17 protein-coding genes are annotated in these 16,244 nt (G+C 40.8%); 7 read left to right on the top strand and 10 right to left on the bottom strand.

The window, feature by feature from the left end; translation table 11 throughout:
- Positions 1–5: 5 nt before the first annotated feature.
- Positions 6–1,082, top strand: coding sequence for a hypothetical protein (locus tag J4N25_RS17505; RefSeq protein WP_207423081.1), 1,077 nt, complete (start codon positions 6–8; stop codon positions 1,080–1,082).
- A 15-nt stretch (positions 1,083–1,097) separates the two neighbouring features.
- Positions 1,098–1,253, top strand: coding sequence for a hypothetical protein (locus tag J4N25_RS17500; RefSeq protein ID WP_207423080.1), 156 nt, complete (start codon positions 1,098–1,100; stop codon positions 1,251–1,253).
- A 155-nt stretch (positions 1,254–1,408) separates the two neighbouring features.
- Here J4N25_RS17500 and J4N25_RS17495 read toward each other — a convergent pair whose 3' ends face one another.
- The 7 genes from J4N25_RS17495 to J4N25_RS17465 all read right to left on the bottom strand — a co-directional run bounded on the left by J4N25_RS17495 (position 1,409) and on the right by J4N25_RS17465 (position 9,432).
- The gene (locus J4N25_RS17495; protein ID WP_207423079.1) at positions 1,409–3,259 is read right to left on the bottom strand and encodes a glycoside hydrolase family 15 protein; all 1,851 of its coding nucleotides are present in this window, start codon (positions 3,257–3,259) and stop codon (positions 1,409–1,411) included.
- A gap of 80 nt (positions 3,260–3,339) precedes the next feature.
- Positions 3,340–4,191, bottom strand: a complete 852-nt coding sequence (locus J4N25_RS17490; protein WP_207423078.1) for a universal stress protein — start codon at positions 4,189–4,191, stop codon at positions 3,340–3,342.
- 60 nt (positions 4,192–4,251) lie between these two features.
- Positions 4,252–4,929, bottom strand: coding sequence for a potassium channel family protein (locus tag J4N25_RS17485; protein ID WP_207423077.1), 678 nt, complete (start codon positions 4,927–4,929; stop codon positions 4,252–4,254).
- Positions 4,930–4,937: 8 nt separating this feature from the next.
- Positions 4,938–6,713: a TrkH family potassium uptake protein gene (locus tag J4N25_RS17480; RefSeq protein ID WP_207423076.1), complete on the bottom strand. Its 1,776-nt coding sequence runs from the start codon at positions 6,711–6,713 to the stop codon at positions 4,938–4,940.
- Positions 6,714–6,724: 11 nt separating this feature from the next.
- Positions 6,725–7,513: a trehalose-phosphatase gene (gene otsB / locus J4N25_RS17475; RefSeq protein WP_207423075.1), complete on the bottom strand. Its 789-nt coding sequence runs from the start codon at positions 7,511–7,513 to the stop codon at positions 6,725–6,727.
- Positions 7,514–7,677: 164 nt separating this feature from the next.
- Positions 7,678–8,847 carry a Na+/H+ antiporter NhaA gene (gene nhaA, locus J4N25_RS17470; RefSeq protein WP_207423074.1) on the bottom strand — a complete coding sequence of 390 codons (1,170 nt, stop codon included), beginning with the start codon at positions 8,845–8,847 and terminating at the stop codon, positions 7,678–7,680.
- A 273-nt stretch (positions 8,848–9,120) separates the two neighbouring features.
- On the bottom strand, positions 9,121–9,432 hold the full coding sequence (locus tag J4N25_RS17465) for a hypothetical protein (protein ID WP_207423073.1): 312 nt from the start codon (positions 9,430–9,432) through the stop codon (positions 9,121–9,123).
- A 175-nt stretch (positions 9,433–9,607) separates the two neighbouring features.
- Here J4N25_RS17465 and J4N25_RS17460 point away from each other — a divergent pair, with 175 nt between their 5' ends.
- Positions 9,608–9,991 carry a DUF1622 domain-containing protein gene (locus tag J4N25_RS17460; protein ID WP_207423072.1) on the top strand — a complete coding sequence of 128 codons (384 nt, stop codon included), beginning with the start codon at positions 9,608–9,610 and terminating at the stop codon, positions 9,989–9,991.
- A 113-nt stretch (positions 9,992–10,104) separates the two neighbouring features.
- Here the strand turns inward: J4N25_RS17460 and J4N25_RS17455 are convergent, their stop codons facing one another.
- Both J4N25_RS17455 and J4N25_RS17450 read right to left on the bottom strand, forming a co-directional pair.
- Positions 10,105–11,343 carry a hypothetical protein gene (locus J4N25_RS17455; RefSeq protein WP_207423071.1) on the bottom strand — a complete coding sequence of 413 codons (1,239 nt, stop codon included), beginning with the start codon at positions 11,341–11,343 and terminating at the stop codon, positions 10,105–10,107.
- A gap of 233 nt (positions 11,344–11,576) precedes the next feature.
- On the bottom strand, positions 11,577–11,921 hold the full coding sequence (locus J4N25_RS17450) for a hypothetical protein (protein WP_207423070.1): 345 nt from the start codon (positions 11,919–11,921) through the stop codon (positions 11,577–11,579).
- Between the two features lie 177 nt (positions 11,922–12,098).
- Here J4N25_RS17450 and J4N25_RS17445 point away from each other — a divergent pair, with 177 nt between their 5' ends.
- A complete protein-coding gene (locus J4N25_RS17445; protein ID WP_207423069.1) occupies positions 12,099–12,536 on the top strand; it encodes a Fur family transcriptional regulator in 438 nt (145 codons plus the stop codon).
- Positions 12,537–12,635: 99 nt separating this feature from the next.
- Here J4N25_RS17445 and J4N25_RS17440 read toward each other — a convergent pair whose 3' ends face one another.
- Entirely contained in the window at positions 12,636–14,243 is a 1,608-nt protein-coding gene (locus J4N25_RS17440) for a PAS domain-containing sensor histidine kinase (RefSeq protein ID WP_207423068.1), read from the bottom strand.
- A 428-nt stretch (positions 14,244–14,671) separates the two neighbouring features.
- Between J4N25_RS17440 and J4N25_RS26965 the strand changes: the two genes are divergently transcribed.
- From J4N25_RS26965 to J4N25_RS17430, 3 genes are all read left to right on the top strand, one after another.
- Positions 14,672–14,794: a hypothetical protein gene (locus tag J4N25_RS26965; protein WP_255537119.1), complete on the top strand. Its 123-nt coding sequence runs from the start codon at positions 14,672–14,674 to the stop codon at positions 14,792–14,794.
- Positions 14,795–14,920: 126 nt separating this feature from the next.
- Positions 14,921–15,592: an RNA polymerase sigma factor gene (locus J4N25_RS26820; protein WP_242695914.1), complete on the top strand. Its 672-nt coding sequence runs from the start codon at positions 14,921–14,923 to the stop codon at positions 15,590–15,592.
- A gap of 1 nt (position 15,593) precedes the next feature.
- On the top strand, positions 15,594–16,235 hold the full coding sequence (locus J4N25_RS17430; protein ID WP_207423067.1) for a hypothetical protein: 642 nt from the start codon (positions 15,594–15,596) through the stop codon (positions 16,233–16,235).
- Positions 16,236–16,244: the final 9 nt, after the last annotated feature.

Genomic DNA, 16,244 nt, shown 5'->3' with positions numbered 1-16,244 from the left:
TCAATATGATAAAACCATTTTCTATTAACATTTCACTTTTATTCATTCTGTGCTTTTTTTACGCCTGCAAAAAGGAAGATCCGATTGAAAATCCACTAATAAACGCAGAGCACTCCATTTACTGGACAATAAATGAAGGAACAGATGGTGGAGCTATTATGAAAGGAAGCACTGCAACCGATGGCACCACAAAGGTTGTAAAACTATACGATTCTGCTGATGGCGTTCGTATCCCTTTCGGCATTGCCGTTGATACCCTGCGTAACTACATATATTGGGTAAATAGTATCAATTCGACGACGGATGATATGGACGTGGTACGAGCCCCACTTGATGGAACCGGTTCCCCGGAAGTTATACTACACCGGAACGGCAAAACTAATTTCTTCATGGATCTCATTCTGGATGTAGAAAGCAACCGTCTTTACCTGAGCAATTCGGTTAGTAAAGACACTCCTTTCAATCCAGCCGACGGTCCCAATAATCTACTTAAAACAGAAATCATCGGAATTGACCCGGAACATCCTGAAAGCTCAGTAAATCTTTATAGCTTAAACACGCCGGCTTCGATCACGGATATAAAGCTGGATAAAGGGAACGGGAAAATATACTGGTCGCAGGCGGTGTTAGCCGACAGTAAAAACAATGGGTCAGCACAGATTATGCAAGGCAGTATTAACGGGCAGCAAACACCGCAGGTGCTTTTCGACCAGGCCGACGGTCTAAAGTTTGCCACACATATCTCCATTGATGCAAAAAATAAAACCCTCTATATTAATTCCTTTGAAGGTGCAGATAGCCAAAGTGGCCGGACCGGGGATAGTAATTATATCCTGAAGGCTAATTTGGATGGTACCGGCACACCAGTAAAGTTATTTCAGGAGGAACCTTATTTAGCTGGAGGACAAAGTAACCCGGTTTTTATATTAGATATGGATCTGGACCCTAAATCCGGTATTCTGTATTGGATGAACAGCCTTGATGACGGGAAGATTAAACGGATGAAACTTTCCGACCGTCTTGTTGAGACTGTTTATACAGGCATCAAAAATGGTTTATATTTTGACCTTAATATCCACTAATTTTAGGAGCTATCTATGAAAGGTATCAGTAAAAAGCAGCACGAGCATCTGACGGATGCTCTGCTTCAATTAGAGCAAGTATTTAGCCAAATTAGAACTGCAAATAGCCTGCAGCCTGAAAGTATTTTCCGCATCCGCGGAATTAAGGGCGAACCGGATAGAACTGGATGAAAGCCACGAACAATATCTTTAGATGCTCGAATTCCTGAATACCCGCGTGAAGCTACCTTTATACCGCCAACAAGATATTAAATCAGTTTGCTCGGACGGAATTTTAGGATGACATCTATGATACAAGCGAGGCTTAATCAGCAAATTGATATAGATTAAATCGAATCCAGGCCACTTTTACTGTTATTATAAATCTCTCTGTTACGCTGATCATCTAGCTGTTTGTCAAGATGGAGTGCAGCACTGATCAGGCCCAGATGAGTGAAGGCTTGTGGAAAATTACCCAAATGTTCGCCCTGAAGTCCAAGCATTTCGGCATATAGACCTACGTGGTTAGCATAACCAAGCATTTTTTCGAAATAAAGGCGTGCTTTCGTAAGTTCGCCAGCCATTGCCAGACATTCTACATACCAGAAAGTACACATAGAGAAGGTGCCCTCTCCTCCTGTAAGACCGTCAAAAGCCTCATTAGGCCGGTAGCGGTAAACAAGGAAGTCGGACACAAGTTCCTCTTCTATCAATTTCAAAGTCGATAACCATTGAGGATCTTTGGGGCTGATAAAACGTATTATTGGCATCAGCAGAGTTGCTGCATCAACAGTCTTTGCTCCTTTATACTGGACAAAGGCCTGTAATTCTTCGTTCCAAAAATCTTTATGAATGGAGTTGAAAATATTATCACGCTCCGGTACCCAATTGGATGGTAGTGGATAGGAGTGCTTTTGCGCTATCTTAATACCTCTGTCAATTGCCACCCAGCACATCATACGTGAGTACAAGAATTCCTTTTTCCCTCCACGTACTTCCCAGATCCCTTCGTCACTCCGCTGCCAGTTATTGCATACCCAATCTACATGCCGGGTCAGATCCTTCCAAAACCGATAGGCGATTGGCTCAACATTTTTGTCGTAAAGGTAAACTGAATCAAGCAGTTCGCCATAAATATCCAATTGTATTTGAGTGTAGGCAGCATTACCAATTCTAACGGGTGAAGACTTCTTATATCCTTCGAGGTGGTCAAGATTTATCTCAGTAAGCTCTTTCTCCCCGTCTAGAGCATACATCAAACTTAAGTATTCATTGTGCTCGGCTATTTCTTTACATTGCTTTTCAATCCAATTTATAAAATCCCTCGCTTCCCGGCGGTAGCCCAATTTCAGCAAGGTATAAATGGTAAAAGAGGCATCTCTAATCCAGGTATAACGATAGTCCCAGTTGCGAACACCTCCAATTTCTTCGGGCAAGCCGAATGTTGGAGCGGCCACCATAGACCCATAATGATAAGAAGTCATGAGTTTCAGGCAAAGTGCAGAACGATTTACGATCTCCATCCATCGCCCTCTGTAATTCGACTTTGTAACCCAGTCTTTCCAAAACTTTATCGTATCGAACAAGCTTTGCGTTATAAAGCTCTCCATATTTATATCACGGGCAGGGCCGAATTCATGTTGTTCAAACAAGAAATCAGCCTTTTGTCCCTTTTCTAGCTTGAAAACAGCAACAACATCACGATCTTCAATCACTAAAGGTACGGTAGCTTTTAAGCGGATACATGTATTATCCGTTCCGTTACTTTTAAAAAGCACTTCGTAATCGCTTATCTGTTCGATTGTACATCCAGCACGAGCATAGTCAAAGCGGGGTGCGCATCTTAGATGAAAGGTAAAATCTCCTTTTATACATGTTACCCTTCTAATTAACTCCTTACCGCCATAAAGTTCCTCCACGGGCATAAAATCAGTAAGCTCGGCAACGCCATCTTTCGACAGAAACCTGGTAATAAGGATATTGGTATCAGGCAGGTAAAGCTGTTTAAGTTTGAGATCTTTAGTATCTGGAAATATTTTAAAACTCCCTCCTTTATTTTCATCCAAAATCGCTGCGAAAACTGTAGGTGAGTCAAAATTGGGAAAGCACATAAAATCAATCGAACCGTCAAGTCCAACTAGTGCAACTGTATTTAAATCTCCGATTATCGCGTAATTTTCGATGGGCTGATAACTCATAAACTTTTTAAATGGATTTCAAGGTTTAACCTGTCCATCAAAGAATGGTTTGTAATAATTGGGATGCGCAGGAAAATAACTTATACAGTTTTCACACTTAGTACAGGTATCGGCGAGTCTTCAATCACCTTTTGTGTATAGTCACGTGTAAATGCCGCTTTTATTCCCTTAGTTATAGTAGCTGTAATAACGATCAGGTCAGACTTTTTCTCTATTGCCTTTTTAACCACTTCCCTTGCCAGGTCGTGAGCTACTTTAAACTCCCTTTCTACCGGAACTTTATCCTCCGACATTAGTTGATCTGCCCTTTGCATTAGTTCATCAACAGTTTGTCGCTCTTCTTCTTTTAATTCTGGTTTCAAGGGACTGAACAAAAGGACCTTAGAGTCATTCTTTCGGATTATTGGCAGTGTTGTGTATAGCTTTTCAAGGGCTGAACGCAATGGTCTGACCGGAAATAATATATTCTTGAAATTTAGAAATAGCCGTTCATTAGGTACAGTGAGTATAGCGCAACCCGAGTATCTTAAAACTCTGTAAATACTGTTTTTTTTCAGGAGACTAAAGCCACTGCCCGAGCGGTTCTTCTCCAGGATAATTAAATCGCCCTTCAAATCCTTCGCCTTTGACGATATCGTTTTGTAATAAGGACCTTCGGCAGTATGGTAGAAACAAACGATCTCATTTTCCTCCATGATCTTGTTTGCCTGCGATTCTAACTTGGCAACAACAGCAACATCTGCTTCTACCACCATTTCCAGTATCTGGGGGCTCTTACCAGGCGGAAAAATCAAATTCATATCTTCTTTAAGATACACCAGATGCAGAACAGCACTGTGTCTTTTGCACATGGCAATCCCTGTTCTAATTGCATTATCTGAAGATTCTGAAAAATTAACAGGTATGATGATGTTTTTAAAGGATTCTTTCATGGCACTATTTATAGTTTGGGTAAACAGGGTACAATAAGTGTGCAAAACTGAAAAAGGATCCTAGGCTTTAATAAGCCGTTGAATATCCATTAGTTCACCAAACATCACCAATATATCCTTTGCTTCCAGAACAGTATTTGACTTAACTACGCCAGTAGCCTCCTTCAAGTTCCTCCCGGGAGTGTCACCAGATCTTGCAGGTTTAATGGTAGTAAGCACCAAAACTTTGTACCGGTTATTAAAATCTGCCTGTTCTATGGTCTTACCAACAAACCTTTCAGGCACGGTAGCTTCAACAATACTGTATTTCTCTGATATCTTAAACGAATCGATTACTCCCACGGTGTCCAGGCGCATTGCCAGGCGTTCTGCAGATTCCTCTTCCGGAAGGATATATTCCTCTATGGCCATCGCATCCAATACGGTTTTTTGGAGAGGAGAAACCACCCGGCCTATAATCCTTTTTACCTTCAACTGCTTCAGTAAGGCGGTTGTAAGAAGCGAAGCAGCCTCATCTTCGCCGATGGAAACAATCACTGCATCAGAGTCTGATAAGGGCAAGGACGATACCGCGTCAGCATCAGTCGAATTCATACAAACAGTATGTGTGATCTTTTCTTTCAATCGCTCCACCTTTCTCATACTATTATCAACTCCTATAACTTCGTGCCCCATCTCTGTTAAGCGCGAAGCCAGCGATGCTCCAAAATTTCCTAGTCCTAATACAATAAACTTCATATAAGTTATTAAAAAGTAACCTCCTCTTTGGGATATTGATATCCCTTATTCTGAATATTTTTAATTAAGGTGAGCACAAGTGTCAGCGTTCCCACCCTCCCCATGAACATTGTTGCAATCAAGATCAGCTTTCCAGCATCGCTAATTTGAGGGGTAATGCCTAATGTAAGTCCCACGGTGCTATAGGCAGAGATACTTTCAAAAGCCAATGCAAGTAAACCTTTGTCACCATCTGTAATTGCCAATAAAAAAGTAGCAAGGGCTAAGGAAACGATCGACAGTGTTATAATAGCAAATGCTCTTCGAACAGATTCTTCAGAAATTTCCCGCTTAAAAATCTGAATGTGCTTGTATCCCCTGCCAAGGCTGTAAATATTTAATGCAGCAATGCCAAAAGTTGTCGTTTTTATTCCTCCCCCTGTCGATCCCGGAGATCCTCCAATCCACATTAAAAACATAACAACTAAAATAGTAGGGAAAGACAGGTGGGCCATATCAACCGTATTGAATCCGGCTGTTCTTGGCGTAACCCCGGTAAAAAAAGCGGTCACTAGTTTACCCTGCCAGTTTGTATGCTCTGTAAGCGTATACTTATACTCCAATAAAAAACAGGCAATTGTGCCAAGAACAATCAAAATGGCCGTAACCCAGGAAATAAGCCTTGAATTGAAGCTTAAAACCCAGGGCTTAAAAGTGAAAGCCTGCCTGTACAGAAGGCGGTTCCGGAAGTTGCCGTACCAGCGCAACAAGAAACGATAGATATTATGTACAAGGGCGAATCCCATTCCTCCAATGATCAACAGGATGGCAATAATAAGCTGAAAAGAATAATTGAACCTGAAGTTGATATCATATAAACCATTCGAAAGGGTTGAAAAGCCAGCATTACAAAAAGCGGAAATGGAATGAAATAAAGAGAAGTGGATTCGCTCGCTTAGGGAATTAAATTTCGCGTGTTCAACACTAAAGAATATGAGGAGAGCCCCAATGGCCTCGAAAAAGAAAGTGATGCTGATAATAGTGGTAAGGGCTCTTACGACGGAGCTAATTTTACGTTCATTTACGAATTCCGTAAACATCAGCTGGTTTTTGTAAGATAAAGCTCCGGTGAAAAAGAATCCAAAGAAGCCCGTGAAGGTCATAATACCTAATCCACCAAACTGGATCAATGCCAGCAACACATTTTGACCAAACATGGTAAAATTTCGACTGATGTCAGTTACGGATAATCCGGTAACACATACGGCACTGGTCGCCATGAATAGCGCGTCTAAAAAGCTTAGATCATTATTAACGCTGGATTTTGGCAGCAGGAGTAAAAATGTCCCAAATAAAATAAGTACCAGGAAACTAATGATAAACAACACCGTGGGGTTGAGATAAAAGTGCTCGAAGAAAAGGCTGGTTTTCGATAACTCCACAATAAACACAGCAAATATCCCCACGAACATCCAGGAGGCGCCTTCAAGCCCCCCAACATCGAGCAAATCGTACCTTGCAATGAATATCAGACTTAGATACAGGAACAAGATGATCTCGCTGAGGAAGGAAACTCTATAGTTTTTTCTTAAAGAAATGATCAGGAGTACCTTCAGCAGAAGCAATAAAATGAAGCTGTCAAAAAAGAAGGTTAGAACAGCCATCATTATTTTTTCAAACGCCAGGTCGGTATTATAGCCCACCAGATATAATACCAGAAGGGAACATGCCAGGCTAGTCCAAAGCATGAACTGGTCTATGCCCGACCTGATCTTCGTTATCTTTTCCTTATCAAATCTTTCCATTCACTACCAATTCAATCTAAAAACTGTTGTAAAAACTGCGCAATATGCGCGGGGTTGGCCGCTTTGTATCTGGCATACGTTTCTCCCTCCCCAACTTTTACCGTAAAGGCATTTTCTGTCTTTACCAGCTGAAGGAACATATCCTCGTCGGTAGTATCATCGCCACACGCCAATATAAAATCGAAACCTTGTTCCCTCAATATCCTTTCAACGGCAGTACCCTTGTTAACCCCTTTATTTTTTATCTCCACCACTTTATTCCCCTTAATAATATTGATCGGAAGTTGTTTGGCAAGATTTTCCAGGTCGGCAATGAGCAAGTCGAACAAGGCATTGACAGATCCGGGATCGGCATTCCTGTAATGCCAGGCTATTGAATAACTTTTTAGTTCCACAAAGGAACCCTCGCATTTAGACGAGTAATCGTCCAATAATTCTTTTACAGGAGCAATCCATTCAGCACTCAAATCTGCCGAAGGGTTCCAGTCTTCGTCAGGTGATTTTATCCATGCTCCATGTTCGGCGACAAGGTTCAGTGGAATGTGTCCCAGCCATTTTCCCAAAGTCATGTACTCCCGGCCACTTATAATATAGACAGAATTTTTCGGGTCCTGTGTTAAGCGATAAAGCAAAACCAGAAGGTCTTCACCAGGGGCGGCCAGCTCGGGTAAAGGCATTAAAGGAGTTAGCGTTCCATCATAATCCAATAAAAGGAGGCGATTTTGAGCTTTGTAATAACTCTCTGCAATGTCGGTAGCGCTGATAATTTCGATCAAATCTGTGTACTTTTTCTCAGTCATTTTTAAACGATGTTAGAAAATTGGAAGAAAATCTTCTTCCAACTCTTAACATCATTCTGCTTAATTCGTTCCTGCAGAAATTATAATTCTCAGAAATTAATCAGAAATTCATTCAACGCTTGATCGGGTACCAAATGGGCTATGTTCACATAAATATGCCGCCTTTATTGCTTCAACTTATAGATCCACTTCAGCACAAAAAATCCCACCGCACCGGCCAGCACAGAAGTAATCAGGATCACAAACTTAGCTTCCGTTTGAAAGGCAGGATCTTTGTAGGATAGCATGGCAATGAATATCGACATGGTGAAACCGATCCCTGCCAGAATTCCCAGTCCCCAGATCTGACTCCAGCGACTTCCTTCAGGCATACTTCCAATCCCTGTTTTTACAGCCACCCACGACATGATAAAGATCCCAATAGGTTTGCCCAGAAATAAACCCAATAAAATACCTAATCCCATATTCGTAAAAATCCCTTCAATCATGCCTCCGCTGAGGGCGATATTAGTATTGGCCAAAGCAAATATGGGCATAATCAGAAAGTTCACCGGTTTAGTCAGCGCGTGTTCAAGATGCTCTAACGGCGAAGTTTTGCTGTCGGGGGTAGTAGGAATTGTCAAAGCGGTGAGAACACCTGCAATTGTTGCATGAATTCCGGAATGATGGATAAAGTACCACATCACCAGACCGGGAATGATATAGAAAAAGATATTTTTAATATTTAACCTGTTGAACAGGATAAGCAATGCTACTATTCCTCCTGCATACAACAGGTAATTATAGTGGATCTGTTCGGAGTAAAAAATAGCGATGACCAGGATTGCTCCAAGATCATCCACAATAGCAAGTGCAGTCAGGAAGATCTTTAGGGACAAAGGAACCTTATCTCCCAGAATAGATAGAATGGCTATAGCGAAAGCGATATCAGTTGCCATCGGGATACCCCAACCATTAGCTGTCAGGGTATTATTGTTGAAAAGGCCAAAGACCAGTGCGGGAACTACCATTCCGCCAATAGCAGCGAAAACAGGTAAAGCCGCTTGTTTTGGCGATGAAAGTTCACCTTCTACCAGCTCCCGCTTAATTTCGAGCCCCACAAGCAGAAAGAATATAGCCATAAGGCCATCATTTATCCAAATCAGTAAAGGATAGTCAAGATGGACATTTCCGAAAGAACCACCTACATAAGAATTTAAAATAGCTGCAAAAGAATCTCCAAAGGGAGAATTGGCAATTAACAGACTTATTACTACGCAGATTATTAAAATAACTCCTCCTGCTGATTTGGAGGAGAAGAAATCTCTAAACGAATTCAGATTAATGTTTTTCATGCAAACCTTCTTTGAAGATAAAAATAATTGAATTACAAATTTGTTACCTCTTTTTCTGACGGCCCGCCCAAAAGAGGTGAAACACTATAACAAATAACTTAACGATAGCTACAAAACCACCAATTACTACTAATAGTAAAAAAATTGAGATCAGAAAGGCGTTGAAGCTGTCTTTTAAAAACTCCATAATGTAACAAATCAAATAAGGAAATAATTACCAAGCCAGATTGTGGGTCAATAGTCGACGCCAAGGATAGCGGTGCTTCAGAATGATCAAATGAGGATCTGTCGATAAGAAAGAAATATAGGAACGCTTGCTAAAGCAAAACAATGATCATTCACCTCCCCCATCTCTTGCCTTCCCAGGTTATCAGAAATAAAAATGTAATGAAAAATAGCCACAGGTAATTCGCCAATACATTGAGCGAGGCTGGATGCAACATGGGTTGTATTGGGACCTGGATGAATATAGGTAGTATAATCGTCGGCACGGACCTTCTCAACCTGCTCCTGCGATGTCAGCGGAGCCAGTAGCAAACTCAGAGCCGTCAGGAAGACTAGAAAACAAAGATATCTACCTTTCATTGATGCGACAAAGATATAAAACTTGTTAAATCTGATACATTAACAGTAAGTAAAATTCTTTTCGCTTGTAAGAATTGATCCGTTTCCCTTAAGTATTCTTTGAATTGAATGGTTCTTGAATTTTAGGTTCACCAGACTCTGCTTTCTTTTGTTTATTCTTTCTAGAAGCTAAAGTATGGAGAGTCAGGATAACAAAAGTTCTATAATTCAGCAGTACGCAGAACTGATTGCCCATACCACAAGTACAGGTGTGGAAATTATCGCTGCATTTATAATCGGCATAGCTGTAATTATTGCCATAAAAAACTATATGTCAATTGTGATTTTTAAACGATCACACTATGAGCAAAGAGATATCAGGCTTCAATTTGGAAGCTCAGTAGCTGTTGCGCTTGAATTATTGCTTGGGGCAGGTGTAATAGCCACAGCCGTAGCGCCAACCTGGGATGACATTGGTAAACTTGCTGCCGTTGCAACCATCAGAACAGCTTTGAATTTCTTCCTTGAGCGGGATTTGAAGTCGGCAGAACTGGATAAAAGGGAGTTTAAAGGAGACTGATTATTTTTAAAGTAAGTTCAGCAGTAAAACCATACCAAAAGATTAAAAGATGTACAAGCCTATAAATCCCCGGCATCCTTGAGTAAGGTTACCGGGGATTCGTTCTTTAGTTCTTAGTGGCTGTCGTTGCTCTCAAAACCGAGCAAGGTAAGCCTTACTGGTCTCGGAGAAACTTTATGTTTATTTATTTTACTCAAGTCTTCAAGGCTAATCTGATGCACCTCTCCGGATGCAGGAACAGCAACATAAGCAAATTTAGAGGTTGCCTCAAGCACAGGTTTGTAAGTATCAGTGGTACTTACTGGAGAAATCACTGATCCTTCCTTTTTCAAAGTTCCACTAGCAAGGTCATAAACCCGTAACTTGCCATCCAGTGTCAACACTAATAAGCTTTTCCCCGCATAATCCACTTTGCATTGGAAGGCATCGTTGCCAGCATAGATCGGTGTGATCCTCTTTCCATTCACATCAATTAGGTAAGCTCCCTTTGTTGCCGCAAAGCCAATGAATTTTTTAGCTGAAGCAGCATAATAAACGCTGCCCAGGCGGAAAGCACCAAAGCCTTCAGGATTGGGAATTAAAGACTGCTCACCCGATTGGTTCACCACTAATACTCCCCCCGCCGTTGCAGCAGCTGAAGTAAAACCACCGAAGACCGCTACGGTACCATCAGTTGCATTACCATGGATAGATCCGATTTCCATAGTAGAGGGATGTACCACTGCCCCACTCCTGTTAATAATCTGAATACGATTGGGAGATCCGCCCGCAGAGCTAGCGGTAGTGACAGCATAAGTACCGTTGCTAAACTGAGCCATTGCACCATGATGGGGTTGTAAACCCGCATTTATTATCTCAAATTTAGCCCCCGCTTTATTAAAGTTCTCTTCTCTAGCAACACTCAGTGTACCGTCCCCATCATTAAAGATCAGCGCCTCGGTTCCTTTACTCTTAAAATGCGCAGGTTTTATTCCGTCTGCAGTAATAGAAGTCCACTTCGGATTACCGATTACATCAATGTGGTCCCCATGCGAGGCAAGACCGCTGTCGAATACCTCCACCAGGTTCTGGCTTTGATAGAACACAGCAGCGTACCTACCTGAGGCAGTGCCATAGAGATTGGCAAGAGGATACTTGGCATTAAAAGCTGTTACCGTAGCTGCAGAAGGATCGATCAGATTAAGCTGGTTGCTGAGCTCGTCGCTAACCAACACGCGAACATACTGGTACTCTTTAGATGAGTCCTGACTAGGCTCAGGCTCTGGCTCATTGTTGTCTTTCTTACATGCGGAAAAGGCCGCCGCAATCATTAGCATTACACTTAGTTTTCTTAAGTTGTTTTTGATGTCCATGGATGTGTATTTATATAGATGAAAAATTATTGCTCGTTGAATTTGCCGTAATAGAATTGACACACAGTATTCCTCTACCCCTCCCGAAAATTGAATAAGACTCCACTTAGCCAGGAAAAGGCAAAACATAGATTACGCGATATGCTTCGAGCAATTAGTTTTGAAAATGAATAAAAAGGATGAAGCAGTCCAACACGGCGTGAAGGAACAGGTATAGTAAAAATTACTATTGCTTAGGTAAAACGTGGGGGACCTTTATTAGAAAACCCTTGTAGCGTAAATTTGTAAATCCTGGCAACTACACGGCCAGAAACCTCTATAGCTTTGGGAAGAGGTATAGACAATACAATCGAAGTAGAGACGGAAAAGGGCCCTTGACGTGTATGAGCAAGATAATCACATATCTTGCAGTTCTGGTCTGCCACAGTATAACGCTGTTCTGTATTATCGCCAGTGCTGCAATCAGTAGAATTATGTGGTGCATGAAACACCTCGACCAGATGCACGCAGAGGAACAATAGCAATAGGAAGGCCGAAACAAGCCTGTGCAAATATGTTATATGTTTTTTCTTCTGCATGGATAATACGCAACAAAGTTGCATTTAATTCTATTATATTCCAAGTCGAGAGTAAATTTTAATGTTAATAGACTTGTTCACAGTTTGAATAAAGCTACCATTCTTTTGAAAGGAATGATTGACAGATCAATAGTTCGTCTTAATTGACAGGCAGAATTCTTAAATTTGTATTAGAGTATGAACGACGAACTGAATGATCTGCTGGAGAAACACGGTCTTAAAAAGACAGGGCCCCGCGTTAGGGTACTGTCAGTCCTGAAATCAAGGGATACCGCGGCGTCCCAACCAGAACTGGAAGAAATTATTGGCAAAGAAATCGACCGCGTAACCCTATACAGAGTTTTAACGGCTTTTGAGGAGAAGGGAATCATTCATAAAGTTCTGGACATGAATGGCACAGCAAAATATGCAGTGTGTGACTCGTTCTGCACGGACAAGCAACACAAAGATGAGCATGTCCACTTCAATTGTACATCATGTCTGAATGTTTACTGTATGGATACTTTACACATCCCTTCCCTGGCTATGCCCAAAGGTTTTACTTCAGAAGTAGTCAACATGATGGTGTATGGCATCTGCCAGAAATGCAATTCTAAGCATGAAAGTAGCAATTAGGCCTGTTCTTTAGTACAGCATTTTACCTTCTTGATGAAAAATACTTGAATTAAAATTTATAAGATCCTTTTATTGTCTCAACGGATATTTAGCTTCATGTCAATCTATTTCCGTAAGCCAAAGAGTTGCTTCTTCTATATTTCGAAATAACTGCGTCTCTACATTTCCAACTTTAGCATTAACAGTTTCCTTCAAAGACAATTGATCAAACGTGCTGGAAGAATGAATCCAGGCTAAATATTCCAAGCCTGCTTCTTCGATCATTGGAAACCATTCCATTCCCACCCATTCGGCTGCATCTGCCCATGAACCAAGAACGTAGGTATTATCAATAAGCATTTTATGGCACCTATTATCTCTTACGATCTTCAAAATCTTCATACAGCCATTTCTGATCGAATCATAATTTTGAAATCCTGTCCACTCAACCTGAACCCTATACTGATCCTTCAGATATCGAATGGAAACACTTTCATCTTTATAGCTAACTTTAGTTTCTGTTACATTTTTCTGTTTCGCCTTTTGAATCGGGAGCCTGAAAAAGAAGGTACTACCTTTACCCATTTCGCTCTCCACCCAAAAACTTCCGTTGTGTTGTAATAGAATTTGCGAAGAAATAAACAGGCCTAAACCCATACCCTGATACTGCATAGCTGTTTTTTCAACCCGAAAGAATCTGTCAAAGATCTGGTGCATATCAATTTTCGCTATCCCAATCCCAAAATCCTGTACACTTACAATAACATTATCCAGTTCGGTTTTGGCACGCACAATTACTTTATCTGCTCCTGGCGAATATTTGATGGCATTATTCAAAAAATTAATAATTACCTGTTCAATGCGGTACTGGTCACCACGGTAAGGTATACTAACTTCACTTTCAAGGATAATCTTGTGAGTAGGAGATACTTCCTGAACAGTAGTGATCGTATCGGCCAGTACCTCTTCAAAGGAAAACCAGTTTAAAAGCAACTCTGATTTTCCAGACTTCATTTTAGTGATATCCAGCAAATCACTGATCAGCCTTTCCAATCGCCTAATATGCTTACTGGTTCTTTCAATAAAGGGATAAACCTTGACATCTCTACTGATTTCTCTTTCCAAAAGTTGCACGTAAGACTTGATATTGGCTAGCGGTGTTTTAATTTCATGGCTCATCACACTAATAAATTCATCTTTCCGCGCGTCAGCTTGCTGGCGCACTTTATCGAAAGCCTTACGCTCTGTTATATCTTGTACAATAGTAAACCCCAGTGTGGTTCCGTTATCTTCGAATACAATCGACGTTATGTTACACCAGATAGGTGTTCCATTCTTTTTTAAAAGGCAGGCGTCCATATTAAAACTGGGCAGCTTCCCATGCCAGAGCTTTTCTTGGAGCAACATCCAGTCAGCCTTACAATCCGGGTGGGAGAAGTCTATGATCAAAGAACCTAAGAGTTCCTCACGGCTATAACCAAGAAGAGCTATAAGGGCAGCATTAACCTGTAAAATGCGAAGTTTTGAGTCGATGATCTTATTTCCGACAGCAGATTGATCAAAAACCGTTTGAAATTTTATGTTACCAATCCGGGTTTCCTCTACATCACTTTCATTCTGCTTGAAATCTTTTACGGATTGGCTATGGGATGATTTGAGCTGCTTTATTTCGTTTTTTAATGCCTGAATTTCTTCGAGGTACTTCTTTTGGTTGTCTGTTGTATTCAAAATTCTTTATTAAGAGCAAATGAGTTTTTCAACTGCGAGCATAGGCTGCCACAGTATCTATAAATACAACTCTCCAATTTGTGGGATTAAAGAACTTCTTTACTTAAGATAAACGCAAAGCTATAGTAGTAACGCTTTTATTTGGATTCTATTCTTTGCAAAGGCTAGAGAAAAGAAGCATTGCAAATCAATCTGGATTTCTGCGAAGTGCCAAGGTAGGCATTTTATTTGTAACACAATGTAAAATATAGTTTTTGATTCGTGCCTCGCCCCCTGCTTCAAGGCCCTGGAATCTTTAGAAAACATAAAAGAGAGTATCTTTAAGAATTCCGTAAATGGAGAACTAGTTATTCCTGCCGGAAACGACCTTAGTTTTCAAAATCTCGTTAACATCTTTCAGTTAGATAGCAATTAAAAAATTAAAACGTATGAGCAAATCATATAATTGCCGGAAATTTTTAGGAGACCTAACGTTCGGACTAGGACTTACTGCTCTGGGCACTTCAGGTGTCAGCTCAGATTCTTCAACGGCTTTCTCTCAATTTCCTTAGTTAAGACACTGGTCCCTAAGACGATTTATCGCACCGTTAATTTATAATGTTTTAAGTGTTGCCGAAAGACTGTAAATGTGGTATTCTGCATATGCTAAGTTTTTATAAAATAGTATTAAAAACAATTTGTACAACCTCCCGTACAGCAATTATTATTCCTACCGTCTTTTATCATATTGCACCGCTGGTAATTCTGTTGCAAACTACACCAGTACCCAGTCCATTTTTGAAACTTATCTCCCTGCAACTAAATGTCTAAATTTTTCATTTCCTTCTAAGGATTACATTGAACTTGCGACTAATCAGGTAAAACAGCCACCCTTGAAACAGAAGTTTATCTCGGTAATTGAAGAACATAAAGGAATCATTTCGAAGGTATGTCATATGTACTGCTCTCGAAATGAGGATAGGGAAGACCTTTTCCAGGACATTGTTTTGCAGCTGTGGCGCTCTTTCCCCTCCTTTTCGGGTGGTTCAAAAGTTAGTACCTGGATGTACAGGGTAGCCTTGAATGTGGCGATTACGCGTCTGCGAAAAGAAAGCAAAAAGGAGCAGCCTCGAGAACTAAACGAAGAGGCTCTTAATATTCCTGAAGAGCCCTTTGACGGGGAAAAAGATAAAATAATGCAGCAGGCAATACAAATCCTGACTGATGTAGAAAAGGCTATTGTTATGTTGTATATGGATAACTATAGCTACCGGGAGATTGGTGAGCTTGTCGGAATCTCTGAGTCTAATGTCGGTTATAAACTCAATCAGATTAAACACAAACTAAAGTCTCAGGTTAAAACCAGCTAATATGGAACTGCACGAATTTAAAGAGCTGTTTGAAGCAGATTCTGAATCAAAAACGCTTACGGATAAATATAACACTGAAAAAATTAATTCAATCATTATGAAAACAAATGCTACAGTTGGTAAGCTGCATCGCACCAACACGTTTTGGTGGAACTTTGCTAAAGTTTCCACAATTCTTTTGCTACTTAGCCTAGCCCTTAATGTGATCACTTTCCTTGCCAGTCCCGATAAGTTCCCTCAGATGGGAAAGGCATTGCCTTTTCTCGGAATTATCGCAGTATTTGGCTTAACCTCGCTGTGGACTTATTACGAGCAGCTGAACATATTCGATATTGGCGATTCACAAACCATGAAAAATGCGATAGAAACATCAATACGGCGCTTTAAACGCTTTTATCTTCTGATGAATGTCACCTATCTTGTGATGTTACCCCCTGTGTTTTATGCCGGTAGCTTGCTTTTTCAGATGGGATTCCATAGGGTCGAGTTTATATTTAGTTTAAAGGAGGTGTTACAAAGCGTTATATTAACAGCTATAGCTATGGGAGCTAGTCACCTGTATTATAAAAGAAATTACTTCAGGAGGCTGTCTGAGCTTAAACGCAACCTTAACGAACTGGATGAGGGAGGTACTTTCGCTTAATAAGGATTA

It is taken from the genome of Desertivirga brevis (genome assembly GCF_017355835.1).
The sequence above is the reverse complement of the archived record's forward strand: the minus strand, read 5'-3'. Positions and strand labels throughout refer to the sequence as shown.